The following is a 25,661-nucleotide window of genomic DNA, read 5'->3' as shown; positions in this document are numbered from 1 at the left end:
CACAAGTGCTTGTCGCAAGCGAGGCTCATCGCAGATCTGCCTCGTCGGCACGAACGGTCCACTGGGCGAACCGCTCGCCGTCCTCGCGGTGCTTGATGAAATTGCGCACCACCCGCTCGATGTAGTCACCGAGCTCGTCGCTGGTCACCTTGTGCTGACGCAGCTTTCGCCCGAAGGCGCTGTCGAAACCAAGGCTGCCGCCGAGGTGAACCTGGAAGCCCTCGACGTGATTCCCGTCGCCGTCGTCGACCAGCTGACCCTTGAACCCGATATCGGCGATCTGGGCACGCGCGCACGAGTTCGGGCAGCCGTTGATGTTGATGGTGACCGGAACATCCAGTTGCGCATTGAGATCTGCCAGCCGCTCCTCGAGCTCGGGCACCAGCGCCTGGGACCGCTTGCGGGTCTCGGCGAACGAGAGCTTGCAGAACTCGATCCCGGAGCAGGCCATCAGGTTTCGCCGCCACAGCGACGGGCGGGCCTGCAGTCCGAGCGGCGCGAGCTCGTCGATCAGCGCGTCGACCTTGTCGTCGGCGACGTCGAGCACGATCAGCTTCTGGTACGGCGTGAACCGGATGCGATCGGACCCGACCCGCTCGACCGCGTCGGCGACCTTGGTCAAGATCGTGCCCGAGACCCGCCCTGCGATGGGGGAGAAGCCGATCGCGTTCAGTCCGTTCTTCAGCTTCTGCACGCCGACGTGGTCGATCGGCTTGGTCGGCTGCTCCGGCGCCGGGCCGTCGATCAGCTTGCGCTTCAGGTACTTCTCCTCGAGCACCTCGCGGAACTTCTCGATGCCCCAGTCCTTCACCAGGAACTTCAGCCGCGCCTTGGTCCGCAACCTGCGGTAGCCGTAGTCGCGGTAGAGCGAGACCACGGCCTCCCACACATCGGGCACCTCGTCGAGGGGCACCCACACGCCGACCCGTTGCGCCAGCATCGGATTGGTGGACAGGCCACCGCCGACCCACAGGTCGAGGCCGGGCCCGTGCTCGGGATGATCGACCCCGATGAACGCGATGTCGTTGATCTCGTGCACCACGTCCTGCTGGCCCGAGATCGCGGTCTTGAACTTGCGCGGCAGGTTGGAGTACTCCTTCTTGCCGATGTAGCGGCGCACGATCTCGTCGATCGCCGGCGTCGGGTCGATGATCTCGCCGAACGATTCACCGGCCAGCGGCGAGCCGAGCACCACGCGCGGGCAGTCGCCGCACGCCTCGGTGGTTTTGAGGCCGACCGCTTCGATCCGCTTCCAGATCTCCGGAACGTTCTCCACCTCGATCCAGTGGTACTGCACGTTCTCGCGGTCGGACAGGTCGGCGGTGTCGCGGCCGAACTCGGTGGAGATCTGGCCGAGGGTGCGCAGCTGCGCGACGCTCAGCGCGCCCGCGTCGCAGCGGATGCGCATCATGAAGTATTTGGCCTCGAGCAGGTCGATGTTCTCGTCGCCGGTCCAGGTGCCGTCGTAGCCCTGCTCGCGCTGGGTGTAGAGGCCCCACCAGCGGAATCGGCCGCGCAGATCGCCCTTGTCGATGCTGTCGAAGCCCGCCTTCGAGTAGATGTTCTCGATCCGGGCGCGGACGTTGAGCGGGTTGTCGTCCTTCTTGGACTGTTCGTTCGGGTTGAGCGGTTCGCGATAGCCGAGTGCCCACTGTCCTTCCGCTTTGCGGCGCACCGGCTTACCGGTGCGGGCGCGCGGGCCCGCCGGCGTTTCGGGACGCGGCCGGTCGGGCCGGACCCGGCGTTCGGAGGCGGGGCGATCCGGGCGGGCTGGCCGGGATTCAGGGTCGGACTGGTCGGTCTGACCGGCGTCGGTACTCGACGTCATGGGGTCGCTCCTGCAAGTTTTGGTGATATATCCGTCTGGCGGCGCGAGGGGCTGAGCTCGCACCTGCGGTGTCAGCGGAGGCGATGAAGCCGATATGAAAGTCGCCGGATAGAACCGGGAAAGGGCGCCGCTGAGCTACCGAGAAGAGATGGCCAGACAGCAGGCACTACAGACGCGCTTGTAGTCGACGTGGCGACGTGCCACAAGTCGTACTCCCAATGCGCGCATGGAGCCTATTGTGCCATGTCAGCGGCCGCCTTCTGACGGTGCGTCGGTATTTTCCGGATTTTTGCGGGAAATCCCCTGGACTGTTGACCTGATCTGTGACGGCCGTCATAGATCAGCACGCACCCGCGTCGGGTGATATGACCGCTAGGTCCGAAGTGAACCGCACCACCCTGTGTCCGTATTGACCGCTGCCGGTCGACCTGTCCGCCGACGACCACGGCACCGGCAATGGCTCTCCGATGTACGTGATGTCCAAGGAGAACGGCCGCTGGCTGCTCGGCCGCGGACCGGAACGCGGTGCTCGCCGACTAGGTTGAGGCCATGCCGCGTGAGTCGTTGACCCGGGAGCAGATCGTCCGGGCCGCCGTCGAAGTTCTCGATGCCGAGGGTGTTGGCGGACTGAACATGCGGCGGCTCGGCACTCAACTCGGTGTCGCGGCCACCGCCGTGTACTACCACGTGAAGAACAAGAACGAGTTGGTCACGCTCGCGGCCGATCTCGTGTGGGGTGAGGTCGAACTCCCCGATTCCGCCGAGATCGGCTGGCGGACAGCGACTTCGGAGCTGGCTCGCAGCGTGCACGCGATGATCGGCAGGCACTTCTGGTTGCTGGCCGCCATGAGTACCCACCTCATCTACGGCCCGAACAAGGCCCGCTACGACGACCATTGCCTCGCCATCTACGAGGATGCGGGCTTCACAGAGCCCGACGCGGATCAGGCGTCGGCCACCGTGCTGATGTTCGTCATCGGCGCGGCGCAGGGCGAGGCCGCCGAAGCGGCTTGGCGCGCCGATCTGCGGCGTGCGGGCGCCGATGAAGACCAGCACCTGCGCGACACCATTGCCCGCATCGGCGAGATCGCGCACCAGTTTCCGCGGCTGCGCGCCCGCACCATGCCGTCGATGGAAACGACGCCCGCCTTGCCGGACGAGGTGACCTTCGACTTCGGCTTGCGCGCGATTCTCGACGGGCTGGCAGCGCGACTCGCTACCTGAAATACGCGGTCGCCGAAGGCATTGCGAGCAGCACCATGACAAGCACCGAGCCGAGCGTCGCGAGAATCCAGCGGACGACCGTCACGGGGCGGTACCACGACGGCAACGTGGCGCTCGCGACGCGAATCACCTTGTGCGCGTCGATATCTCGTGCTCGCTGGTCGGCGGACTTGGCGAGGACGCGCACCGTGTACCGCGCCGCGAAGACCTGCATGGTCGTGACGTAGCCGACGCCGAGCATGACCAGCGGTTCGATGATCCAGGACAACAGCTGACCGGCTGCGTTGCCCGCGAGGTTCAGGCATGCCAACGCGGTGACAATCGCGGCGATGGCGTAGCCGACCACGAAAGCCCATGCGCCCTCGGCGAATACGATGCCGTGCTCGGCGAGCACGGCGGGCGGCACGCCTTGTCGGCGTGCCTCCGCGTCGGCAGCCTGTTGCATCCGGGGCCCGACGAAGTGGAAGGCGACGAGCATGACGACGAACGTCGCCGCCAGCAGCAGTTGAAGGGTGGCCGCTAGCGCGACGGAAACCGGCATGGGGAACTCCCTGAGACTATTTGAACTAAGTTCAAATCACTATATCGAGTATTTTGAACTAAGTTCAACCCTCGAGTCGGCGGCGGCAGGTCGGCGGACCCGGCCTGCGGGCGGCTGGTGGGGGACCTGCACACTGGAGGGGTGAGTTCACCTGCGGCTATTCCTGTCGGCACCGAGATGTCCGGACCGGAGCTCAGTGATTTCGGCGGTGGGCCGTTCGGGATCTACGTGCACGTGCCGTTCTGTGCGACGCGGTGTGGGTACTGCGATTTCAACACCTATACGGCGGGGGAGCTCGGCACCTCGGCGTCGCCGCAATCCTGGCTGGCTGCGCTGCGTGGCGAATTGGCCACGGCGGCAGCGCAGTTCGCCGCGTTGCCGACGACGACGCCCGAAGTGTCGACGATCTTCATCGGCGGTGGCACGCCGTCGCTGCTCGGCGGCGCCGGATTGGCCGAGGTGCTCGATGCGGTGCGGGCGAACTTCACGCTGGCGCCGGACGCGGAGGTGACCACGGAATCCAACCCGGAATCCACCTCCCCGGAATTCTTCGAGCAGCTCCTCGGGGCAGGCTTCACGCGCATCTCGCTCGGCATGCAGTCCGCCGCGGCGCACGTGCTGAAGGTGTTGGACCGGACCCACACGCCGGGACGCGCCGTCGCCGCCGCACGGGAGGCGCGTGCCGTCGGCTTCGAGCACGTCAACCTCGACCTGATCTACGGAACCCCCGGCGAACGCGACAGCGATCTAGATGCCAGCCTCGACGCGGTCCTCAGCGCGGGCGTCGATCACGTGTCCGCCTATTCACTGATCGTCGAAGACGGCACCGCGCTCGCTCGACGCGTGCGCCGCGGCGAACTCCCCGCGCCCGACGACGACGTGCTCGCCGCTCGCTACGAACGCATCGACGCTCGCCTCGGCGCGGCCGGGCTCACCTGGTACGAGGTATCCAATTGGGCCGCAGGCGAATCCGCGGCCTGCAGGCACAACCTCGGCTACTGGGACGGCGGCGACTGGCTCGGTGCAGGCCCCGGCGCGCACAGTCACGTCGGCGGTGTCCGCTGGTGGAACGTCAAACATCCCGCTCGCTACGCCGACCGGGTGGCCGCGGGCGGTCTGCCCGCCGCAGGCTGGGAGCAACTCACCGCCGACGAGCGCTACACCGAACGCCTCATGCTGGCCGTCCGCCTGCGCACCGGCCTCCCACTCGCGGACCTCGATACCGTCGGCACGGCCGCGGCAGCCCGCGTCATCGCCGACGGCCTCGCCACCAGTTCCGCGGACCGCCTCGTCCTCACCGACCGAGGCAGACTCCTCGCCGACGGAGTAGTCCGCCAGCTCCTCGTCCCCTGACGCAACGAGTGGCACATGGTGGAGAGGCGTTCTCGACAAATGCCACAGCCATGTGCCACTCGTCGAATTGGTTGTGATGTGAGTCACGACCGAGGAGGGGGCGCGGAGGGGTGGGCGGGGCGGCATTTGGGCGCCGGGGGCCGGGGAGGTTGCGGAGACTGGTCGGTTTGCGGCATTTGCGTGCGAGTTCTCCGAGGTTCAGCGAACTGCAGGGTCGGTTCGGCTGTCAAGGAGCGGGCGACCCTTGTAGGCTTCGATCAACCCCAAGGAGATTCATGTCCCCGGCACGACACATCACCCTCATCCACGAACCGGGCGAATTCGCCGAGGCGCGGGCAGCGGAAAAGGCCGAATCTGCGCGACAGAGCGCGGTGGCCGCCCGCACGGTCGCCAGTTATTCACAGAATGCCGATGATTGTCAGTCTCTATTGGCAATGCTCGGACTCGACGCTCTCGCGGGCAAGCAAGCCAGGGTCTGCGACTAGCTGAAATCCTTCCCTCGTCGGTGAAGGCATCCTTCACCGTGCGCAGGAAATGACCCGCGCTCTGCGCGAGGTGGCGAAGGTTCCTGCGCACAGAGATGCGGCGCAGGGTAGGTGTTGAATATAGCGTCGCGCACTCATCGACTGTGGTGTTGCACGCCGAAAAGCCATGCGCCGCGCGATCATTGCGATCGCGCGGCGTCTGCTGTCTCGAGGACGCCCGGTCGATTCCCGCGATAGTTGTCCGCTATCGACATCTGGTGCGAGATCATTTCGGATAGAGCGCGAACCGTGCAGCGTGGCACGCACCCGCGAATGCCTACCGAAAGGACGCCCATGAACCCCGTTCGCAGTCTGCGCGCGGCCGTCGCGGCGCTGGCCGTCGCCGCGGCAACGACGTTGGCGGCGGTGCCGGCCACCGCCGCTCCGCTGCCGACCATCGTCCTCGTGCACGGCGCTTTCGCCGACGCCACCAGCTGGAACGGCGTCGCCGACATTCTTCGTGAGCACGGCTATCGCGTTGTGACACCGGACAATCCGCTGCGCGGCCCGGCCTATGACGCGGCCGCTGTCCAACGCACCATCGACACCATCTCGGGACCCGTTGTGCTGGCAGGCCATTCGTACGGCGGCTTCGTGATCAGCAACGTGCACGACCCGAAGATCGAATCCCTGGTCTACATAGCGGCTTTCGCGCCGGCGCAGGGCGAGGTGGCGCAACTGCTGCTCGATCCGATTCGCTTCCCTGGCAGCCAATTGCTCCCGCCTGCCCTCCAGGTCGCCGTCGTCGACGATGCGACCGGCATCGGCGGCAAGAACCTCGACGGCTATGTCGCCGCCGATCAGTTCAACACCGTCTTCGCGCAGGACGTCAGTCCGGCCACGGCCGCCGACATGTTCGCCCACCAGCAATCCATCGCGGTCGCGGCCAACCTCGAACCGTCCGGGGCTCCGTCGTGGGCAGGCACGCCGAGCTGGTACCTGGTCTCCCGGGCCGACCGGGTCATTCCGCCCGCGTCCCAGCGGTTCATGGCCAAGCGCATGGGCGCGCACACGAGTGAACTGGACGCGTCGCACGCCGGGCTGGTATCGCGACCCGACAGCGTCGCCGCAGTCGTTGAGGCCGCCGTTCCACGCTGACCGCCCGAGCCGCCGACCTCGGCGCACCTCGGCGTTTTCGCCGGGTGGGGAGGTCGGTGGCTCAGCGCGCTTCATGGGGATTCAGTTCGGTGCTCAATCGATTTCGCCAGAATATTTTTCGGTGCGGCCGCCGCATGACATGATTGCTTCGAGAATTCCGGTTAACAACTCGACCCGAGGCAACGTGTCCGCTCCCCGCAAACGGCCCCGACAGCAGCGCTCTCAGTTCACCTTCGAGGCCATCCTCGATGCGGCTGCACAGCTCTTCGAACGCGACGGCTACCTGAACACCACGACCAACAAGATCGCCGAGCTTGCCGGGATATCCATCGGCACGCTGTACCACTACATCCCGAACAAGGACGCGCTGCTGCACGCCCTCGCCACCAGGCACGATCACCACAACCGGGACGTGCTGCTCGCTCGATTCGCCGTGCTGCACGAAGAGAATCCGTCGCTGCCCGACACCATGCGTCAGGTGATCACCGAACTGGCGAGTCATCACCACGACGAGCCGCACCTGAACCGGATGCTCACCCTGCAGGCGCAGCGCAGCTCGGATTTCGCGGACCATGTGCGCGAACTCGAAACGACCCTCGCGACCGAAGTCGAGCGCCAGCTGCGCCGCATGAACGTCGGCGGATCCGACCCCTATCTGACGAGTTTGCTTCTCGTGCAAGGCATCACGGCCATGATGCACGGCGCCGTCATCGAGCCGCCGCCGGATCGGCGCACCGACGACGTCGTCGAACTCGTCGTCACGATGTGGACCGGCGCACTCCAGGCGACGGGCGCGCCGAAGGATTCGATGCCGTTCGACGGCCCAGTTGTTTCGTGAACTCACTCGGCGATTCCCAGTGCGGGTGACCATGTTTCGTCGATGAGCACGCTGGTGGCGGTGGGGGCAACCATGGCGATCGCCGCGTTCACGGCGGTGGTGACGGCGTCGATGACGGTGTCCTCGCGGGTGTCGAGCACGGTGTCGGCATCGAGGTCGATGGCATGCAGCACGCCGTTGCCATCGATGGTCACCGTGCCGAGGTCTGCGTACTTCTCCACGATCGCGACTATGTGCCGCTCGCGCGACCGTTCGGGTCGCCCGACGCACATCAGCCGCACCGCATAATCCCACTCGCGATTGAGGTCTTTGACCACCGCGTCGATGCCGTCCCCGCAGGACCCGGCGGTCCTGAGCGGAAAGGCCTCCGGGAACTCCCGACGTAGTGCCTCGGCTGCCGCGCACTGGGCGTTGCACCGCGCGCTGTTGATCGCGTCGACCAGGGTCAGGCAGGCGTGCTGCAAGGCGGCGTCCGAGTCCGCCCAGCCGAGCACGGTGCTGCCGTCCGCGTCGAGGGTTCCGGTGAGCAGCAGTCCGCGTGGCAGATCGAGCTCGAGGAGTCGGCCGTCGGCCGCGACGGTCACGAACGCGTTGCCGTCGCCTGCCTCGTAGGTCCAGGCGTCGATCTCCGCCGTGACCGCGCGCAGCCGGTTGCGCAGCGCCTTGAGGAGGCTGACCGCTTCCGCGCATAGACCCCGTAGATTTTCCCTTGCCATCTAGTCGCCCCCCGAGGGCTCATGTTGTAGCGGACCGGTTGTGACAGTGGATCTTTCGCTATTACGGTGGCATGCCATTATTGTTTCCAGGAAAGCCCGGCTATTCAACTCGACTATCAGACCGCCGTGTCGGTGCCCCGAAAATAGCCCCGCCAGCAGCGATCTCAGCTTTCTTTCGACGTGATCCTCGATGTGGCTTGCTCGACTTTTTACGGTGCGACGGCCACGGAATCGGCCACCGGTGCACCGCTCGACGGATAATGCGGTGTGAGCACGAATGAGCAGGCGTCGCTACCGGGCAACGACAATGGCTGGGAGCGCGGCGTCTTCGCTGCGCCCTGCCCACACCAGGAACATTCCGGATCGGTAGCCCGGCTGGACGCCGTCCGGCACGGCCAAAGCACCGCCAATGCCGCCTTCGCGGCCAACACCACCCTCGAATCCGACGACATGTCCATCGCCCTGACCGAACTGGGTGAACGGCAAGCCGTCGCGGTCGGGCAGTGGCTGGCCGGCCTCGACCAACTACCCGAGCTGGTGCTGTGCTCGCCGTACCTACGTGCCCGGCAGACTTGGCAGCTCGCCGAGCAGGAACTGCGTGCCGCGCACCGCAACCCACCCTGTTTCGACATCGACCAACGCCTCTTCGATCGATACCGCGGCAGTTTCGCGCACCTGTCCCCGCTGGTCGTGCGTGCGCGATTCCCCGAGGAAGCCGCGAAGGAAGCCGATGACCCGCTTGGCTACCGGCCACCAGGCGGCGAATCGTTCGAGGACGTCGCGGCCCGTCTACGCGGCGTCGTCGCCTCGCTCGCGGCCGAGCACCGGCATCGCCGGGTGCTGATCGTCGCGCATGACGCGGTCGTGCTCTTCCTGCGTCAGATCCTCGAACAACTCACCGCCGCAAAGGTTTTGGCGATCGCGGAGGTCGGCTTGGTCGGCAACGGATCGATCACCAGCTGGCAACGCGCCGCCGACGGCTATCGCCTGGTCGGCTACGACCAGCGCGCCCACCTGCCGCGCCCGTGACGCTGCGCCGTCACTTCTCGAAGATGCCGTCCCGCATGCTGTTCGGCAGCCCGACCACCAGCTGCGAGACATTGCGCCGCACCTGGCCGACGCGCAGTTCGGGCGGCAGCGCCCGCCAGACCTGGCCGATCAGTTCGCGGGCGTGGTCCATATCGCCCTGGCGGGCATACACGGCGGCCATGTCCAGATCGAGCAGGGAACGGCCGACGTGGTCCTTGTCGGCCATCGGGAGTTCGAGCATGCGGGTGCGGATCTCCTCCGCCGAACGCCAGTCGCCGATCGAACTCAGCGCGTGGGATTGGTGCCAGCGCAGGATGTATTCGGAGGTGCCGAGGTTGTCGTCGGTCGTCTCCTCCAGCGGCAGCTCGGTGAACATGCGCTCCGCGGCGGCGATGGAGACGAGGGTTTCCCGGCGGCGCCGAATCCTGGCCTGGATGCCTGCCTCGGCGAGCAGGCCGAAAACGCCTGCCGCGGTCGGCACTCGGCCGCCCGCCGCCTGCGCCGACTTGGCCGCGGCCAAGCCTTGGTCGAGTGCGTGCCGATAGCACTCGTGGGTATGCGCCATATGGCCGTGCAACCAGGCTTCCAAAGCTGTATCCCCGGCTTGACGCGCGGCGCGGCGGGCCTTGTAGAACCACATGAACGTGTCGTGCAGATCGGCAACGTCGTTCAGCCGAAAAGCGATGAGCCCCGCGACGATCGCCTCGACTCTGTGCAGTCGCTGGCGTAGGTCGGGCGTTGGTTCGGCCAGCTTCAGCTGATGGATCTGGGCGAGATCACGCATCCGCGCGGGAATGTACTCCGACGGCGGCAGCACATAGACCAGGTAGCCGGACAGTGCGAGGCTGTCTTCGAGTGCGCGTACCGTCTCCGATGGTGTCGGGCCGCCGCGCAGCTCGTGGCGCAAAAGCAAACGGCTGCGCTGCTTTTCCTGCTCGTCGTCGGTGTAGTCGTGGCCGAAGCCGAGCCGATCAGGCCGGGTGCGATACAGCCTGCACAGCGCGTCCAGGAATTGGTAGGACGGCATGTCGAGGCCGGTCTCCCAGCGCGACACACTCTGATGCGACAGCCCTCGGCCCGCCGATTCGCCGTCGTTGACCAGTTGCTGCAGTCGCTGCGCGACCTCGACGAGGGTGAAGCCGTAGGTGATTCGATGGGCACGGAGCAAAGAAACTCCGCAATGCGACTTCACCGCGTGGACGGTCTCCCATGTCGACCCTCCGGTGGCTTGGAATTCGCGCACGACTCTGCGGCCACACGCGATGCTGTGTTGGCTGCTCACCCTCTTCTCCGGATCCCCTGCAGTTCCGCTGGTCGGACGCACGTGGTCTCGGCGTCGTCCCAGAAGATGACGCTATCGTTTTGCCTGGTCTCACGTCTATACTCCGCCGGTTCTGCGCGCGAGGCGTGCAAGGTCGCGACGGCACTGGCCCGGTCGGCGCGGTGGGGGCCACGCTGAGTGCATGAGAACAATCGGAATCGTCGGAAAGTTTGCGACGCACCACGCACTGCCCGCGGCCGATGAGGATCATCATCCGTCACCTGTCATGCAGGTGGCACACGTGATGACCGCCGTCGCGACCGTGATCACGGCACTGGCGGCGTTCGTCACTTGCGCTGCGGCACTGGATATCACGACGGTATCGGTGTTGGCGGTGGCATGGGTTGCGGCTGGCTGGCTGGCACGTGGCCGGCGCTGTCACTGTGGCGGGCACCATCGGCATCCTCGGAGGCAGGAACCTGTGGGAGGAGCCGTGTAGAACTGTGCCACTGTCGGTAGCGGCTGTTTGGTAAGCCGAACCGAAAAATACCCGCTAGTACGGAACCGTTGGCTGAGTCGCTGGGTAGGCTCAGCGAATCAACGGTTCCGTGCTCGCGCAACGCAGAAATGTCATCGACCTGCGTGGTATCGGGGCGCTCGTACTGCTGACCGCCTCGTTTGCCATGTTGACGGTCTTTTCGCGCTATCTCGACAGCGGTTTCACCATCGCGCAACAGGTCTACCTACGCACCGGTATCGCATTTCTGATCGCGATTGTCGCATTCGGTCGCTGGATCAGCTGGCGGGTCGTGCTGCACATCGGACTCCGCGAATGGGGCGTGATCGTGGGGCGAACCGCCCTGCTCTATGTATTCGGCACCACGTTGTTCGCGAAGGCCGCGACCATGACGACCGTGAGCAACATTTCGTTCATCGCTGCACTACCGCTCGTGTCCGCGCTCGGATTGCTGCTGCGCCGCGTCCGCGTCACCGCCGTTCGGGTGTTCTTCGTCAGCGGATCCGCGGTCGGGGTCGCCATCCTCTCGGGATTGGGGATCGGTTTCGGCGGGGCTGCGGTGTCGGGCAACGAGGGCGATCTGATCGCGCTGGTCGCGATGGTGGCGATTTCCTTGAGCTACCTCGGGCGCGATTGGCACAGCGGTCAGCTGAACAATTACGAGATCACCGCGCTGACCGTCGGTGTCGGCACCGTTGGCGTCGCGCTGACCTCCGCCGCTCAATGGGAGGGGCTGCCACAGGTTCCGGCGCACGTGTCGCCCGGGTTGCTGTGGGGCGCGATCGGCGTCGCCGGGGTGCTCAGTGTGCTGAATGTGTTCCTGATGAACTACGCGTTCGAACACGTGAACCCAGTGCAGGGCGGCAACCTGTTGACCCTCGAATGTGTGTGGGGGCTGCTTTTCGGGTTGCTCTTCTTCCAGCAGGTACCCACGTGGAGTGGGATCGCGGGCGGGGTGTTGATTGTCCTGTGCGCGGTCGGACTGAATCTGGCGGACCGGCCTGGGGCCGAATCCGAGACCGGTGAAACGGATTCAGGTTCGACGCGGAGAAAACCGGCCTACATCAAGCTCACTGCCGTCGAACCGACTGTTGTGTTGACTCCGCTGCGCACCGAACCGGAGGAAGCGCACCCGTATCGGCCCGCGTTGATGCAGCGCGGTATGCCCGTCCAGGAGCGGGCATTTCGGGAGAATTCGCTGGATTCATTGTGATATGTACGAATTCCGAGTCCTGCATATTGGAGAATGCGTTTAGCTGAGAAGAGATGTGCACATAACACTTTCGGACTGTCTGCGGTGAGTTGTCGTGTCAGCTACCAGGTATCGAGGCGGGACTCTTCGAGACGCTTCATGGCGCGCTCGATCCACGTGGCGAAATGCGTGGCCAGGTCGGCCGGGGTGGTGGGGCGGACGGTCACGTGCGGTCCGCGGATCTCGGTGTAGCGGCCGTCGTCGGTGATGTCGTGCCATTGCAAGACATTCGAGGGTTGTGCGTGCGTGTGCAGGGGAGCGGCGAGCAGGACAGCGCTGCCGCCGCCGTCGGCAGGACGGCCGAGCAGCCGCTGATACTGCTCGCGCGGGGTTTGACGGGCGACGTCCTCGAAGTAGCCGTCGCGGCGCGGGCCGAGATCCTCGGCGTGGAAGGTGGCAGCGGCGGCGCTGCCAGGGGTACAGGCCGGAATGGCTTGAACTATGCGCATGGGCAGGCTGTCCGGGCCGACCATGCGCACGCGGATCGGGCCGTGCTCGCCGTCCGTGCCCGCCTGCATCAGAGTGACCGCGCGATAAGTGTTGCGTGCGCCGATGATTCGGTATTCGCGCACGTCGTCCTGGCCGGTGCTGTTCTTGTGTTTGCAGGTGCCGCCGAGGATTTCGATCCGGAGATCCGAGGTGCCGAGGGTGTGCAGCGCCAGCTGGATCTCCTCCAGCTCGTCGCCGGAATACCGCTCCCTGACCGCGCGGCGGTGCGCCGCGAACTCGTCACGCAGTGCGAAGCGGCTCGTGTACCGCAGCGGGCTGGGGAACCGGTCATGGGCGTCGGAGTACCACAGGGCCGCGAAATCGTCCGTGTCCCAAGTCCATTCCGCCATTGCCGGTCCCCAATCCGCTTCTTTGTACTACTTCGATAGATGTCGTCGCCGGCCGCGCCGTGCTGGCTCACCCAGCCGTCGTCCGGCTCCGCTGTGCCGTTCGTCCTGGGTCGGCCCGCCCTGCCACCCCGCTGCTCCCGGGCCTGGCCGATGGCTCGGGCGTCGAACGGGACATGGCTGCGGCGAAGTGCGCGTGTCGCCTCGGCGATGTCCCGTTCGATGAGCGGTGCGGGTGCATGAGGTCAGGTGGTGTTGTCGCCGCCGATTACGCCGCCGGGCAAGGTCTTCGGGAGCTCGCCGAGTAGTTCTTCGGTGTTCTCCTGGGTGATCAGGTAGTCGGGGGCCTTGTGCTCGGAGTCGTCATCGGACTTGCCGCGGCCCGCGCCCATGCCTGCGCCACCGACACCGGGGGTGCCCGCGGTGCCACGGGCGCCTGCTGCCGCTGCTGTTGCGGCGGCGGACGTTGGTGTGCCGGTTGCGATCGGACTGCCCGCAATGCTGCGGCCCGGTTGTGGGGTTGCCGAATTCGGCGAGCCCGGTGTGCCGGTGCCCCTGGGTGTGCCTGTGCCCCTTGGGCTGCCGGGGACGCCTGTGGTGGTGGGAGTTCCCGGTGTTCCAGGACTGGACGGGGTGCCGGTGTTCGAGGGCACGGTCTTCGTCTGGTCGGTGGAAGTGGGTGTGCCCGTGGTACTTGCCGGGGTGGTTTGAGAATCGGTCCCGTTCGTCGACGCAGTGGTCGTCTGGTCGGTCTTCGGCTCGCCGGTCGACTGCTGATCCTGAGTTCCCGGATCGTTGGTCTTGTCGGTGGTGCCCGGGGTGGAGTTGTTCGAATTGGAGTCGTTACCAGTGCCATTCGACTGGTTCGGCTGACCGCCATCGCCGTTCTGGTACCCGCTCGGCGAAGGAGCGGGGATGTCGACCGCCTTGGTCGGGCTGGTCGGCGTCGGAAGCACCGGGATCTTGCCGTCCATCTGGCTGAACGGCTGCACGTAGTGCTCGTTCATCGCGACGCGCGCCTTCTGCGCCTCTTCGTTCTTCTCGCTCTGCAGCAACCAGCGGCTCGGGTGGAACACTCGGGAGCCGAACGAGGTGTCGACGGTATCGGGAATCGCCTTCTTAGTGTTGACGATTGCGATCGCGGCGTCGCGGACACGGGTATGCAGTTCCGCCAGAGCGGGTGTCAAGGTGTGCGCGTCGGTGGTGTAATTCTGGATCGCTTCCTTGGACTTTTCGGCGGCCGGACCTGACCACGCCTGGGCGATCGACTTCTGGATCGAGCGCGCGAAGGTTTCCACGCCCTGCTCCCAATTCTGGTGCATCTCCCAGTACTTCTGTGCCTGGGCCATCGCGTCAGTGGTATCGAGGGGGTCGAAGGCATCCTTGATCTCCGGATGCTCCCAGCTGTCGGTATGCTCGCCGCCCCCGGGGATTCGTGTCGGTTCGTAGCCTGTCATCGTGCTGACCCGTCGGGAAGCACGTAGGGTCCGACCTTCAAGGGTACTGGTGGTCGCTCCGGCAAAGTTTCATTCAGGTGGTTGAACTCGGCGGCGAAATTGCTGTCCGACTGCATCATTCGCTCACGGACCACCCGGTGGACCTCTTGGATGTCCTCGACGATTTTGTAGTGCTGTTCCATGATCTGCCACACCGAGTTGCCATCGCCAGCGTTGTTGGCCTTGGAACGAAACCGACCTACGAGAGTTTGGGCCGACACCATCTTGCCTTCCTTCTCGCCCAACCCCCAGTTGTCCTGTCGATGGATGGCGTCTGCGGTTCTCTGAACGGCGAGGATCGTGTCCTTGAAGTATTGGCAGTCGCGATCGATGTAGACGAAGTCCTCCGCCGTCATCGCAATGCCTAGCCGACCCTCGCGTGCCTCCGTCAGAACATTCGCCATAGGGCGGGGCGATGTTGCGTTGTCGTCTCCCATGAATCCATCCCTCCCAATAAAGAACGACTGCTAGCCGCTGATCATGCCGCGGCAGGCACGGTCGGTACGACCTTCTCAGCAAGAGCACGAGTAAGATCGCACGTGTTCAGGTTTCCCGTATTGCGACTTGATGGCGGGTTGGTGAGGTTGAACTCGAGGCTGCCACCCTTCATCTCCACATCCACCGTGCACACCGACTCGGGGTGCGTATCGACTTGGCGCGTAGAAATCGCCCGCCGGCCGCTGATGGTGAACTCCTGGGTATCAGGGAACTTTTTCGCCCGCGCCATGTCGATCGTGATGTTCGTCGTCTGGATACTCGCGGCATACCCGTCCGACTGAACCCATGCGCAACCGCGCCACCTGATTCCGCCGGAGGCAGTCGAGTCATCCTTTTCCTTGCGGTGCAGCTTCTCCGAGTCCAAGACAGACTGCGGGATGTCGTTGCACGGGTCGTACCCGGCAGGCACGTCGGTAGCGACGCCTGAGCTCGTCGGGCTACTCGTAGCCTTCGGGTCACCATCCGACGGCCCACACCCGGCGATCACGAACACGGCGCCGAGCGCGAGGGGCCCCAATCGCCACGATTTCGACCTGCTCGTCATCGGATCCTTCGCCCGCCGGTGCCCACACATCGATCGCACGGGTCCGGACCGGCTCCTCCGCCCCCTGCAGTTCAACCTGACGCTACTGATCGCCCTACCTGCATGCAAGCGTGTCGCAGGCATAGGCAGGCTGAGCCCGGGGACTCGTCATGGACGAGGTCCCGGGGCTTCAGCTCGGAGGGCGGCCCGGTTACGGCCGACTCACCACTCGTACTCCGTCACAATCTGCTGGATCAGTGCTCGACTGTCACTCTCGTCCAATGCGGAACGTTGCAAATCGGTATACGCGTTTTGGTACTCCTGTATTTCATCCGCCTTCTCGAGGTACTGCGCATCGGTCTTGCCTTGCAAATAGATGACGGGAGGTTCCATGAGGTGCGTGGTCGGATGTTGCGGGAATTCGAGCATGTCGAAGGGGCCGATAGTCAGCCCGGAATACGCCTGGGCGGCAAGCGGAATCACGCGCACCGAGATGTTCGGCAGTGCACCGACCTCCGACAGGTGTTTCAGCTGCTCAGTGATGACGCCACGGCCGCCGATCGCTCGGCGCAGCGCCGCCTCGTCCAGGACGGCCTCGAGGGCCAACGGGCTTTCTGTGCAGCTGAGTCGGCTCTTGCGCCGGGTGAGCAATTCGATGCGTCGTTCGACGTCCGCGGCGGGCATGGTGGGGTGGTCGACCCAGATCAGAGCTCGCCGATATCCTGCGGTTTGCAGGATCCCCGGCACCAGCACCGTTTGATACGAGATGGCCCGCTGCGCGGCCTCTTCCAGTCCGACGAACAAGTCGAAGTGCTTCGGCATCGCGTCACTGTAGGCGTGCCACCATCCGTTCCGAAACGTCTCCGCGGTCAGTGCAAGCAACTTCCGCGACAGCTCTTCGCGCGCGCCGTACACCTCGCACAGTCGCGCGATGAACAACGGGTTCAACCGCACCGGTTGTCCAGTCTCCATCCGCCACAACGTTTGTTTGCCGACGCCGATCGCCTTGCGGGCGAATTCTGCGCTGACACCTGATTGCTCCCTGAGTTCGCGTAGCTGACGGGCGAGCATGCGGCGGGGCAGGGTCGATCCAGTCGGGGGCACGGGCAATTCCCTTTCGTAGCCTCACTATTGGCCAGGTATGAATTTGGAACCGCTGTGACGGGATTCTTTGGAACCTTGCGACTTTTCCCCTTGTTCCACCCTCGGGAACAGTCCCGTCGATCAATTCCGGTGCTCTACTGAAAGCGCGCCCGGTCCGTGTCATCGAAGTCTTGAAACCTTATCGGCGAGAGCGGGTTCAGGTCCACTCGGGCCGGGCGCACCGTGCAACCGACAAAACCCGACATTCCAAGGGGGACTGCCCGATGACCGAACAGCTGCCAACGAGAAGCCAAGTGCTGCAAGCATGTCGTGCCGAGGTCGATGTCGACCATCCGATACTCGGCGCTGCCCGCGAGCTCGCCGTCCTGCACGAACGCAAACTGGTGACAATCCACGAAAACATCTGCGGTATCGACGAATATCGCGCCAAGCAGGTCCGTGACATCGATCGGTGGGTTGCGGTGAACCTGCCGGTCCCCCATGGCGGCGCCTACCTGCACACCGAGACTGTCGGCGCGATCCTCGACCGCCTCGCCCAGCTGACCGCATGCGCCAATGCCGCGGGGGCATCCGAGTGGGACATCTGGTTCGCTTGGGAACGCCTCGCTGAGCTGGCGATCGGCTACGAGGACCTCGCCGCCGAACTCGCCGCAGGGCGCCGTCGCCTGCCCAACAGGCGTTGATCATGAGTTTCGTGCGGAGGCGGCCGATCCCGCCACCAATTCACCTGACAGCTGCCGGGTATTCGCGAACCGACAGAATGCGGTGTCTCGGTCGGTTAACCTGCCGGGGATCGTTCGATAAGCCGAGGGAGTTGCCGGTGTTCGTGGGCGGCAGACGGCGCTGGGCGACCGTGGTGGCGTTGTGCATTGCGGTCGCCATCGCAGTATGCGGCTGCGGCACCATCACCACCGAACCCACCGTGCGTTCCACCACCGAGGCCCGTGCCCCGAAAACATCGAAGGTGCAAGGGGTTCCCGGTTCCGTCGAACTCGCCGCCATCGCGCCGGGGACCGCCGACCTGATGGCCCGGATACGGGCGACCGACCCGTGCAGTCTGTTGAATCGTGAGTTCGCCGAACGCCTCGGCACCTTCCAGGGCTTCGATCGCAGCCCAGGCGCCGAACGTGGCGGCGGCTGGACCGGATGCGGGCTGATCATCGCCGCAAACGACGCCCCGGACGCCTCGTACCTGGTCAACGTGGAGCTGGACAAGGTCTACACCTCGGACAAGCGCGTCGGCGACACCGCCGAACAGGTCAACGGCCGCATCGTGTTCCGCGGCATCGGCAATGACGACGCCAGACCGGATGCCTCCAGTTGCGACTATCGAATCCCGGTCGAGGACACCGGATTCGCGCACGGCCTGACGATCAGCAAGGTGTCCGGTCCGACCAAGGCGCCGGTCCCGTGGTCGAAGCCGTGCCAGTTCACCAAGGATTACCTCGCCGCAACCATCGACAACCTGATGGCACTACGCGCGCGGCCCACCGAACCCGGCCCTCGATCACTCGTGCAGCGCGACCCCTGCGCCGCCGAACCTCAGATCAGCACCCAGTTCCCTGGATGGGAGATGAGTTCGGTCGGCTGGACCAAGGCGTACAAATGCGCGATCACTCTCGTCCAGACGGGCGGCACGCACCGCTCGACCGTCGAGGTGTCGTTCGAGCAGAGCTCCGAGCAGATGGTCAAGGCGGGGGAGATCCTGCGGCTGCCCTCCGGGCTCGACGGCGGGCAATCCATCCAATACGCCCGCCACATGACCCTCGACGGACTCACCGGCATCGAGATCCGCTCGGTCCAATCCACCGACCCCACCCGCCAGAACACCAGCTGCGGCCTCACCCTCAACTACCGCCGCGCCGACCCGCCCACCGCGAACAACGCCCACCTGGTCCGCGTCTCCCTGAACCTCACCCCCGCCACCCCACCCTTCCCCTTCGACGCCTGCACCCAAGCCGCCCAGATCGCGCCCACCGTTATCGAGTCGATCCGCTGAGCCCGCTCAGTCGGCCGGCCGGTGCCCTGATCTCCCGTCGGCAAAGGGCTCAACCACAAGCCCTCCTTGCCGCGACGGTCGCGTCGAACGCCCCGCGCCACCCCTCGCCAAGGCCCGCCCGTCCACCAAAGGTTCACCACGCGCCCTCGCCGAGACAGCCGCGTTGAACGCCCCGCGCCATCCCGCGTCGAGGCCCGCCCACCCACAAAGGTTCGCCACGCGCCCGTCGCCGCGACGGTCGCGGTCGCCGCGACGGTCGCGTTGAACGCCCCGCCACCCCTCGCCGAGGCCCGCCCCCAAAGGTTCACCACGCGCCAATCCCCGCGATAAGTCGCGTCCAGCGCCCCTCGCCGCATCACTGCCCCTCCGCCATCACCGGCCCTCGCCACCACCCGATCCATGGGCTCCGCAGAATCGAATACCTGGGCAGCAGCACCCAGACCCCGGTCCGGGGGCCAGACCCGCCACCACGCCCAGGTACATCTGTGAAGAGATGAGCTTCGTCGGCCCCAAGGCTTCGGCGCCCACTGGGATGACATCCCGACCCGCAAACCAACCAACATCAAACCCAATCCTGGCCCCCAGAACCCCCGACGAGTAGGGGATTACGGCCCCACCCCACCGCCCTCGCCAGCCGAAATCCGCCCCTTGCTTTGCATCCACCCGGTTCTGGAGTTGGTCGGTTGATCACGAGGTAATGGTGTAGGCATCGCGCGAGAAGCCACCTGCACCATTACCCCCTCGACCAGAAACCAACCCCGCTGCCCTTGATCTCAGGTCCGGACATCACGACTGCACGATCATCCGTTCCGGAACCAGCCCACTTATCCATGCGGACGCAATCTTCCGAGCCACCGCCAGGTAGAGCATGTCCTCGGTACCACTTTCGGGCCTGATCGTCTCAGCCGCCTTGTCCAGCAACACCATCCGCTCTACCCCTGCACTGTCGGTGTACCCGTACCGGATATGTCCACCATCCTCATCGATCTTCCGAATCTCCGCATACAGCGCCATCATTCGACCTTCCGCGTGGCGAAGCTAGAAAGTGAACGTTCCCCGTGACGGCCATGTCCCGTCTGGACTCCGGTTCGCGTGTGCCCATGCTTTCGCCCGCGCGCACGCGGGATGGATTGCCGGGGTGTTTGTTCGGGCGCGGAGTGTTTGTTTGTTGATGATCAGCTGGTGGTAGATGGGCGGTTCCGTTGCTGAGGAAGCGTGGACCATGTACTCCACTTCGTTCGAGTCTTCCCGTATCTGTTCGAAGTTCACCTTCCACTGGGGTGGATACACTTGGCGGCCCATCGGCGGTCGGCCGGTCCGCTTCGCTTCGCTGTAGTCGTCCATCACCATCTGGTCCGACCAACTCGGGTATCTGAGCACCACCCCGGTTTCGGAGTCGACCACCATTCTCGTCATCCCGAGTCCCTGCCCGTTCGCCATCTCTTCCGGAGTCAGGATCGAGCTAACCACCCACCCGCCCTCGAACGGATTGAGCTGGTACTTCCGGTTGGGGTTCAAGATCTGTGCCAGGTACTGCTCCACTTGGTCCCTGGTTCGATATTGCTCCGGCATTACCTACTCCTTGATCCGGGGGAATCGGCGTGAAGGACAGTTCGATGGAATAGCCGACCATCCACGGTGACGGGTGATCAGATGTGACGCCTGATTGAGGGTCCCACCAGACCGGCCCTGTCGCGCCGGGCGGATACACGATGACGGTCGCGTGACTGCCGCTCGCGATCGGGCGTCCATCGGAGTCGTATCGGAACGCATTGTTTGCGTCGCGGGCATGCCACACGTTGACGACAAGTGCGGCCGAGCCGGGGCCCAGGTGGGCGATCCAGTCGTGGACTGCGTTGAACTGCTCTGGTAACGAAAGGCCTTGGTTACCAAAGTGAACGAGTCCGCTGCCGAGCCAGCCAGCGGCACGCGCCAGTCCGCCGTATTCACCGCTTTCTTGATCGATAGTCCCATCAGGGAGTGGATCCGGCCATCGTGGGAGGGCGACGTGCGGGCGCCCGAAGAACGAGGACAGTGCTGCCAGCGCATTGTCCAGGCAGTTGTTGCTGCGGCCGTCAACAAGGATCCCGCCGTCGTTGATGAGTCTGCCGTAGGGGTGGATGCGAGGGTCAGCACCGCGGGTGAATTGGTCGCCGTCGCGCAGCGAGTCTTCGACCATCGCCTGGTATGCCTCGTCTTCGAGGTCGCTGAGCCGATGATGGTCGATTGTTCGGGTGTCGGGCAGGTTGGTGTAGCGGATCGGGGTGTTTGCTGCGGCGATGTCGTTGCTGAGTTGCCGCAGTTCGGTGGGTGTGAAGGAGGGATCTGTGCCGGGCTCGTGAGGCAGCAGGCCGAGTTGTCGGCGGATGTTGTTGATGAGGGATTCGGGGCGGGCGTGGATTGACCAGTTATTGAGATCTCCGGGGGCCTGGTTGGCCGTGACTTGGAGGTGGGCGGTGGCGGGGTCAGGTGCGAAGACGACGTCGATCAGCAGGCGGTCGCCGTTGAGGAGGCGGGGTGCGGTGTTGAAGGCGCGATCTGCTGCTGTTTGGGCGGTTTCGATGAGGTTGCGGATGTCTTGTGACGAGACATATGGGCCTGCATCGATGTGGACTCGGATGGTGATCACGCTGATCGACTGGTCGGGGAAGCGGCGTACGTCGAAGGCCGGCGTGTTGGCGGCGAAGGGGTCAGCGCTGACGATGACAGGGGTGACCCTGCCTGCCTCCGGTGTTTGGTTGCGGAAGTGCTCCCGTGCGGCGCGGGCCTGATCCGGTTGATGTGCAACAGGATTCACTGGGTGCCGGGTGGATTGTCGCGGGTACCCATCATGACCGGGCCGGCGTTGCTGCGGTGGCGAATCAGGGGCGTGGGCAATGAAACCGTCGATGGGCGGGCGGGTTTCGTGGCGCGGTTGGTCCGCGGGGTTCCTCGGCGGAGTTCCGAGGTGGGGAAGGTCCGTCGGAGTTCTCGCCGGTGTGGGCCGTGCCGGTTCGGCAGCGGTCGGAGCCTGCGGGGTCTGACGTGCAGTGTCCGCTGCCGACGGGGCAGGGCTGGCCGGGTTCGGCCGTCCCGGGTCGGAAGCAGGTGCCGGTGCTGAGCGCGTCGCGTCGGTCGTCGTTGGTGTGGCGACGTTCTGGCGCGTGTGGTCCGCCGCAGGCGGCATTGGGCTGGCAGCTGCGGCGCGAGGGTCAGCAGCAGGCGGTGCGGAGGTGGTCGCGTGCGGCGCCAACCCGGTCGTAGGTGGCGCGGAGGTTGTTGCAGGCGCGGGGGTTGCCGCAGATGGTGTGGGTTCGGCTGTGGGTGGCGCGGTGGTTGTTGCTGGCGTGGGGGTTGCCGCGGGTGGTGTGGAGGTGGTTGCGAGTGGCGTGGGTCCAGTTGCGGGTGGTGCTGACCCGGTTGTGGGCGGCGTGGAGGTTGTTGCTGGCGTGGGGGTTGTCGCAGGTGGTGTGGATCCGGTCGTAGGTGGCGCGGTGGTTGTTGCTGGCGTGGGGGTTGCTGCGGGTGGTGTGGAGGTGGTTGCGAGTGGCGTGGGTCCAGTTGTGGGTGGTGCTGACCCGGTTGTGGGCGGCGTGGAGGTTGTTGCTGGCGTGGGGGTTGACGCGGGTGGTGTGGAAGTGGTCGCGGGTGGTGTGGGTCCGGCTGTGGGTGGCGCGGGGGTTGTTGCTGGCGTGGGGGTTACCGCATGCGGTGTGGATCCGGTCGCGGGCGCGGGGGTTGCCGCAGGTGGTGCGGAGGTAGTTGCAGGACCTGAGGTTGTCGCAGGTGGTGGGGAGGTGTGTGCAGGCGGTGTGGGGCCGGTCGCGTGCGGCGTGACGTTGCTGGGCTGTGCGGCGGCAGTACTCGGTGCAGGAGTGGTTGTCTGTGGCGGATTCGCGGGGTCGGGTGTTGTGGTGGTTGTGCGGTGAGGGGGATCGCCAGTCGGAGTCACCGCGGCTGTGTTGGGGATGGTGCCCAGCGGAGTGGCGGCTGCGGTTGCCGCGGTGGTGGAGTCGGGTGTTGTTGTGGTGGTGGAGCTTTCGCTTGGAGCAGGGGGCGCCGCTGCGGGGGTCGGCGGGGTTGGGGCGCTGGTTGACGAATCGATTCGGCTCGGCGTGGGATCTACGGCTGGCGGCGTCTCGTGTTTCGGCGGTGCGGGGTTCGTGAGGTTGTCGGCAGGGGAGGGCGTTGCGTGTGCAGGCTGATCTCCGGGAGGGCCGGTGGTTGGGGGACTCGAATCCTGTAGTGCGCTCTTTGGATTCGGCGGCAGGGTGGAGTCCTGAGTGGTAGGCGCAGTGCCGTGCGTTTCAGCGGGGTTCTGGTGATGTGGATCGGTGCCCGGGGCATCGCCAGGAGACGTGGTGGTCTCGACCTCGGTGGTGCTCGGCGGGTTCTGGCTCGAAACAGGTTGTTCTACATCGGTATCTGTCGGAACAGTCGTGTTTGTGGGCGCGGTGGTATCGGTGCCGACGTCGGCGAGGGATTGCGTCTGCGCGGATAGAGTGCCGCCAGTGTCCGCAGGCGCTGTCGGGGTGTCGCTGGTGTGCGTGGGCGCGGTCGGAGTGTCGCTGGTGTGCGCGGGTGCGGTCGGAGTGTCGCTGGTGTGCGTGGGTGCTGTTGGGGTGTCGCTGGTGTGCACGGGTGCGGTCGGAGTGTCCGTAGTCGTCGATGTAGTCGTCGAGCTCGGTTTCGGCTGATCGACAGCACCTTCAGAAGCGGAGCTGGTGTCCGACGACGCCCCTGCGTCCGGCGTGACGTCGGCGGCTAGGTTTTGTGCCTGTGGGCTGGTCGTACTCGCGGCAGCGCTCTCGTTAGGCGATGGCACAGTGGAGCTGGTGTCCGACGACGCCCCTGCGTCATGGCTGACGTTGGCGGCTAGGTCTTGCGCCTGCGGACTGGTCGTACTCGCAGCAGCGTTCTCGTTAGGCGATGGCACAGCGGGGCTGGTCGGGTCCGCCGGTTTTTGTGTTGTCTCCGTCGGGCTTCGGTCAGCACTGGCTGGGCTGGTGCTCTCGACAGGACTCGATGGCGTCGAGTTCTGCTCAACACCAGCGAGGTTGGTTTGTGCGCCTAGGTTTTCGGCCGTCGGTGCGGTGCCTTCGGGCGGACTCGTGTTAGGCACGGTGGCCGGGTTGCCATCGCTGGTCGGCGCTGGCGGAACGTTGCCGTCCGCGCGGTCAATGGCAGGGGCTGGCGGCAAACTTCCACCGGCGCGGTCGATGTCCGGAGTGGGCGGCGCATCAGTATCACTGTGATGGTTGCCCGCAGCATGCACGCCGGCAGGAACTCCTTGCGCCACGGACGAGGTGACACTGTCGAGCGTGAGGTTGAACGGCTGATCGGTAAGCGCGGCAGCGGTTGCGGCGCCTGCGATTTCGCCTGCGACGCCCGTCGCCGCCTCGGTGGTCCCTTCGACGGCGGCGCGGCCGAGCCGACTCGACGCTGCGTCGCTCGCACCGGAGAGCAGTCCGTTGCTGCCGAGCCCGGCACCGACAGCACCACCTGCCGCACCCGCGGCGGCGGCGACACCGGCACCTTTCCAATCCTGAACGGTGACGTCGTCGCGGTGGCCTATGCCCAACTGCAGGAATTTGGTGCCGATCTCCAGGCCGCCCTCTTCGAGCGCCTCGGCGAAGGCCCCGTGCAATGCGGCACGCGCAGCGGCTTTGGCCGCCGCGCGGGTCAACATGCGGACGATCAGTTCCTTGATCGCCATGCGAATGGTGATCTGGGTGGCCACTCGAAGCGCTACGGCGCCCGCGGCGCTGATCCCGGTCCACGCGGTCGCCAGCAGTGGCGCCATCTCGATCGCGAAGACGACCATCGTGCCGATGATCACGAGCTTGGTCTGCTCGATATCGGCTGCGCCGTCACCGATTTGGTCGGCCATGCTGTCGAGATATTTGACCAGGCCCGCCCAGGCGCCTTTCTCGCCCATCAGCTGGTCCCAGTATTCCTCGATCGAGTCATGGGTTCGGCCGTCGATCGCGGCCAGTACCTGCTGGACGGTGTGGTGCGCGTCGTCGTCGATGTCGTTGAGCGCCGACGCCATCCCCGACCAGGCATCGGAGACCCGCCACATGGCGGTCTCGTCACCTTCGGGCCAATCGCCTGCCCCGACAATCCATTTGGCGACCCATTGCAGGGATTCGGGGATCTCGATGCCCATCAGCGGGGGACCTGGCCCAGGTCGCCGGCGTTGGCCTGGTCACGATTCTGTAGTGCGTCCGCGACAGCGACCACCCGATCGCCGAGGTTGTTCATCGTGGTGCCGAGCTTGTCGACGCCGTCCAAGGCCTTCGGGACGCCTGGCGTGTAGTTCTTGGCGAAACTCTGTCCGATCTGATCCGATCCCCAGCATTCGCCCTCGGCGTCGAGCACCCGCCGCAGGTTCGCCGCTGCGGCGGCGATTCGATCCGCGACGTCAGCGAACCCAGAGCGGTTGGCGCGCAACGTATCCGGGTCGGCACGAAAGTTCGTCACGGGCGCTCCCGCAGGTAGGACCGGTTGCGGTAGTACTCGTCCTCAGCGTCCTCGTCCCACACTCTGGGGGCCACCGATGGCGCGGGGGTTTCCGGGAGCATTGAGCGAACGAGATCGCGAATGGCGGGTGCGCCTGGCACGAGGTCGGCGAGGTCCGGAATCCCGCCCGCCAGTTCCCCGATGGGCGCGATGGTCTGCTGGGTGACGTCCCTGGCTTGCTGTGCAGCCGCCTGCACCGCCTCGGTGATGGATTGTCCGAGCTCGGCGGGGCTGATGCGTCTGTACGTGTCGGGTTCGACGTGCACCGCCACCGGAACCCCGGCGGCGTTGCTCTCCACGCGAATCAGCTTGTCGGAGGACCACGCTGTCACCGTGGTTGCGGCGAGGGTGGACTGTGCCTCGGCCAGCTCCCGGCGTTGCTGGTCGAAGGTCTCGAGCAGTGCACCGATCTGATCCCGCAGTTCGTCGTTGCGTGCCTGCGCGATCTCGCGCCGTTCATCGTGCACCGGTCCACCCCCGCTTCGAGATTCGATCCGTCACTTGAATCCGACGCAGCGAGCCG

25 protein-coding genes and 2 pseudogenes are annotated in these 25,661 nt (G+C 65.5%); 12 read left to right on the top strand and 15 right to left on the bottom strand.

All coding sequences use genetic code 11. The features are described from left to right. Positions 1–25: 25 nt before the first annotated feature. Entirely contained in the window at positions 26–1,828 is a 1,803-nt protein-coding gene (locus NA11_RS24725; RefSeq protein WP_245746141.1) for a nitrite/sulfite reductase, read from the bottom strand. Between the two features lie 549 nt (positions 1,829–2,377). Between NA11_RS24725 and NA11_RS24720 the strand changes: the two genes are divergently transcribed. Beyond that, positions 2,378–3,052, top strand: coding sequence for a TetR/AcrR family transcriptional regulator (locus NA11_RS24720; protein WP_069164367.1), 675 nt, complete (start codon positions 2,378–2,380; stop codon positions 3,050–3,052). On the opposite strand, the gene NA11_RS24715 is transcribed toward NA11_RS24720, so the two are convergent. Further along, positions 3,045–3,593, bottom strand: a complete 549-nt coding sequence (locus tag NA11_RS24715) for a hypothetical protein (protein WP_069164366.1) — start codon at positions 3,591–3,593, stop codon at positions 3,045–3,047. The genes NA11_RS24720 and NA11_RS24715 overlap by 8 nt on opposite strands. Before the next feature lie 177 nt (positions 3,594–3,770). Between NA11_RS24715 and hemW the strand changes: the two genes are divergently transcribed. From hemW to NA11_RS24695, 4 genes are all read left to right on the top strand, one after another. Next, on the top strand, positions 3,771–4,946 hold the full coding sequence (gene hemW, locus NA11_RS24710) for a radical SAM family heme chaperone HemW (RefSeq protein ID WP_069164365.1): 1,176 nt from the start codon (positions 3,771–3,773) through the stop codon (positions 4,944–4,946). Between the two features lie 275 nt (positions 4,947–5,221). Next, on the top strand, positions 5,222–5,431 hold the full coding sequence (locus NA11_RS24705) for a hypothetical protein (protein WP_069164364.1): 210 nt from the start codon (positions 5,222–5,224) through the stop codon (positions 5,429–5,431). Positions 5,432–5,764: 333 nt separating this feature from the next. After that, positions 5,765–6,568: an alpha/beta fold hydrolase gene (locus NA11_RS24700; RefSeq protein WP_069164363.1), complete on the top strand. Its 804-nt coding sequence runs from the start codon at positions 5,765–5,767 to the stop codon at positions 6,566–6,568. 184 nt (positions 6,569–6,752) lie between these two features. Further along, positions 6,753–7,406 (top strand): TetR/AcrR family transcriptional regulator, encoded by a 654-nt coding sequence (locus tag NA11_RS24695; RefSeq protein WP_069164362.1) that lies wholly within the window; start codon positions 6,753–6,755, stop codon positions 7,404–7,406. 2 nt (positions 7,407–7,408) lie between these two features. Here NA11_RS24695 and NA11_RS24690 read toward each other — a convergent pair whose 3' ends face one another. Further along, positions 7,409–8,122: a YbaB/EbfC family nucleoid-associated protein gene (locus tag NA11_RS24690; RefSeq protein ID WP_069164361.1), complete on the bottom strand. Its 714-nt coding sequence runs from the start codon at positions 8,120–8,122 to the stop codon at positions 7,409–7,411. A 267-nt stretch (positions 8,123–8,389) separates the two neighbouring features. Here NA11_RS24690 and NA11_RS24685 point away from each other — a divergent pair, with 267 nt between their 5' ends. Beyond that, the gene (locus NA11_RS24685; RefSeq protein WP_084655035.1) at positions 8,390–9,151 is read left to right on the top strand and encodes a histidine phosphatase family protein; all 762 of its coding nucleotides are present in this window, start codon (positions 8,390–8,392) and stop codon (positions 9,149–9,151) included. Between the two features lie 10 nt (positions 9,152–9,161). Here NA11_RS24685 and NA11_RS24680 read toward each other — a convergent pair whose 3' ends face one another. Continuing rightward, a complete protein-coding gene (locus NA11_RS24680; RefSeq protein ID WP_167837719.1) occupies positions 9,162–10,319 on the bottom strand; it encodes a helix-turn-helix domain-containing protein in 1,158 nt (385 codons plus the stop codon). A gap of 701 nt (positions 10,320–11,020) precedes the next feature. Here NA11_RS24680 and NA11_RS24675 point away from each other — a divergent pair. Further along, on the top strand, positions 11,021–12,142 hold the full coding sequence (locus NA11_RS24675; RefSeq protein ID WP_069164359.1) for a DMT family transporter: 1,122 nt from the start codon (positions 11,021–11,023) through the stop codon (positions 12,140–12,142). Positions 12,143–12,243: 101 nt separating this feature from the next. On the opposite strand, the gene NA11_RS24670 is transcribed toward NA11_RS24675, so the two are convergent. The 5 genes from NA11_RS24670 to NA11_RS24650 all read right to left on the bottom strand — a co-directional run bounded on the left by NA11_RS24670 (position 12,244) and on the right by NA11_RS24650 (position 16,605). Beyond that, positions 12,244–13,020 carry an ESX secretion-associated protein EspG gene (locus tag NA11_RS24670; protein WP_069164358.1) on the bottom strand — a complete coding sequence of 259 codons (777 nt, stop codon included), beginning with the start codon at positions 13,018–13,020 and terminating at the stop codon, positions 12,244–12,246. 242 nt (positions 13,021–13,262) lie between these two features. Beyond that, entirely contained in the window at positions 13,263–14,474 is a 1,212-nt protein-coding gene (locus NA11_RS44975) for a WXG100 family type VII secretion target (protein WP_069164357.1), read from the bottom strand. Then, positions 14,471–14,950: a hypothetical protein gene (locus NA11_RS24660; protein WP_245746139.1), complete on the bottom strand. Its 480-nt coding sequence runs from the start codon at positions 14,948–14,950 to the stop codon at positions 14,471–14,473. Before NA11_RS24660 ends, NA11_RS44975 begins: the two co-directional genes overlap by 4 nt. A 41-nt stretch (positions 14,951–14,991) precedes the next feature. Continuing rightward, positions 14,992–15,555 carry a DUF3558 domain-containing protein gene (locus NA11_RS24655; protein ID WP_141717808.1) on the bottom strand — a complete coding sequence of 188 codons (564 nt, stop codon included), beginning with the start codon at positions 15,553–15,555 and terminating at the stop codon, positions 14,992–14,994. 201 nt (positions 15,556–15,756) lie between these two features. Then, the gene (locus tag NA11_RS24650) at positions 15,757–16,605 is read right to left on the bottom strand and encodes a helix-turn-helix domain-containing protein (protein WP_069164354.1); all 849 of its coding nucleotides are present in this window, start codon (positions 16,603–16,605) and stop codon (positions 15,757–15,759) included. A 296-nt stretch (positions 16,606–16,901) separates the two neighbouring features. Here NA11_RS24650 and NA11_RS24645 point away from each other — a divergent pair, with 296 nt between their 5' ends. Together NA11_RS24645 and NA11_RS24640 are read left to right on the top strand one after the other, a co-directional pair. Further along, positions 16,902–17,321, top strand: a complete 420-nt coding sequence (locus NA11_RS24645) for a DUF4254 domain-containing protein (RefSeq protein WP_069164353.1) — start codon at positions 16,902–16,904, stop codon at positions 17,319–17,321. Between the two features lie 143 nt (positions 17,322–17,464). After that, entirely contained in the window at positions 17,465–18,637 is a 1,173-nt protein-coding gene (locus NA11_RS24640; protein ID WP_167837718.1) for a DUF3558 family protein, read from the top strand. 786 nt (positions 18,638–19,423) lie between these two features. Here NA11_RS24640 and NA11_RS24635 read toward each other — a convergent pair. The 3 genes and pseudogenes from NA11_RS24635 to NA11_RS47405 form a co-directional block, all read right to left on the bottom strand. Continuing rightward, positions 19,424–19,654: a hypothetical protein gene (locus tag NA11_RS24635; RefSeq protein WP_141717807.1), complete on the bottom strand. Its 231-nt coding sequence runs from the start codon at positions 19,652–19,654 to the stop codon at positions 19,424–19,426. A 21-nt stretch (positions 19,655–19,675) separates the two neighbouring features. Then, positions 19,676–20,209 (bottom strand): SUKH-4 family immunity protein, encoded by a 534-nt coding sequence (locus NA11_RS47410; RefSeq protein WP_084655028.1) that lies wholly within the window; start codon positions 20,207–20,209, stop codon positions 19,676–19,678. Next, a pseudogene (locus tag NA11_RS47405) lies at positions 20,100–20,690 on the bottom strand (toxin glutamine deamidase domain-containing protein); the annotation flags it as partial. The pseudogene NA11_RS47405 and the gene NA11_RS47410, both read right to left, overlap by 110 nt. A gap of 1,229 nt (positions 20,691–21,919) precedes the next feature. Here NA11_RS47405 and NA11_RS45800 point away from each other — a divergent pair. From NA11_RS45800 to NA11_RS24610, 3 genes are all read left to right on the top strand, one after another. Continuing rightward, positions 21,920–22,102 carry a hypothetical protein gene (locus tag NA11_RS45800; RefSeq protein WP_167837717.1) on the top strand — a complete coding sequence of 61 codons (183 nt, stop codon included), beginning with the start codon at positions 21,920–21,922 and terminating at the stop codon, positions 22,100–22,102. Positions 22,103–22,162: 60 nt separating this feature from the next. Continuing rightward, the gene (locus tag NA11_RS45795) at positions 22,163–22,378 is read left to right on the top strand and encodes a hypothetical protein (protein WP_167837716.1); all 216 of its coding nucleotides are present in this window, start codon (positions 22,163–22,165) and stop codon (positions 22,376–22,378) included. Between the two features lie 749 nt (positions 22,379–23,127). Continuing rightward, positions 23,128–23,313: a hypothetical protein gene (locus NA11_RS24610; RefSeq protein ID WP_069164346.1), complete on the top strand. Its 186-nt coding sequence runs from the start codon at positions 23,128–23,130 to the stop codon at positions 23,311–23,313. Positions 23,314–24,401: 1,088 nt separating this feature from the next. Here the strand turns inward: NA11_RS24610 and NA11_RS47400 are convergent. The 3 genes and pseudogenes from NA11_RS47400 to NA11_RS24600 form a co-directional block, all read right to left on the bottom strand. Continuing rightward, positions 24,402–24,785, bottom strand: a pseudogene (locus NA11_RS47400) (WXG100-like domain-containing protein); the annotation flags it as partial. Then, positions 24,785–25,099 (bottom strand): WXG100 family type VII secretion target, encoded by a 315-nt coding sequence (locus NA11_RS47395; protein ID WP_501193647.1) that lies wholly within the window; start codon positions 25,097–25,099, stop codon positions 24,785–24,787. The pseudogene NA11_RS47400 and the gene NA11_RS47395, both read right to left, overlap by 1 nt. After that, positions 25,096–25,605 (bottom strand): YbaB/EbfC family nucleoid-associated protein, encoded by a 510-nt coding sequence (locus tag NA11_RS24600; RefSeq protein ID WP_069164344.1) that lies wholly within the window; start codon positions 25,603–25,605, stop codon positions 25,096–25,098. The genes NA11_RS47395 and NA11_RS24600 overlap by 4 nt, the downstream gene beginning before the upstream one ends. Between the last annotated feature and the right edge of the window lie 56 nt (positions 25,606–25,661).

Origin of the sequence: Nocardia altamirensis NBRC 108246, from assembly GCF_001612685.1 — a bacterium.
Lineage (GTDB): Bacteria > Actinomycetota > Actinomycetes > Mycobacteriales > Mycobacteriaceae > Nocardia > Nocardia altamirensis.
Note: the sequence above shows the minus strand (reverse complement) of the source record. Positions and strands in the feature narration are given on the sequence as shown.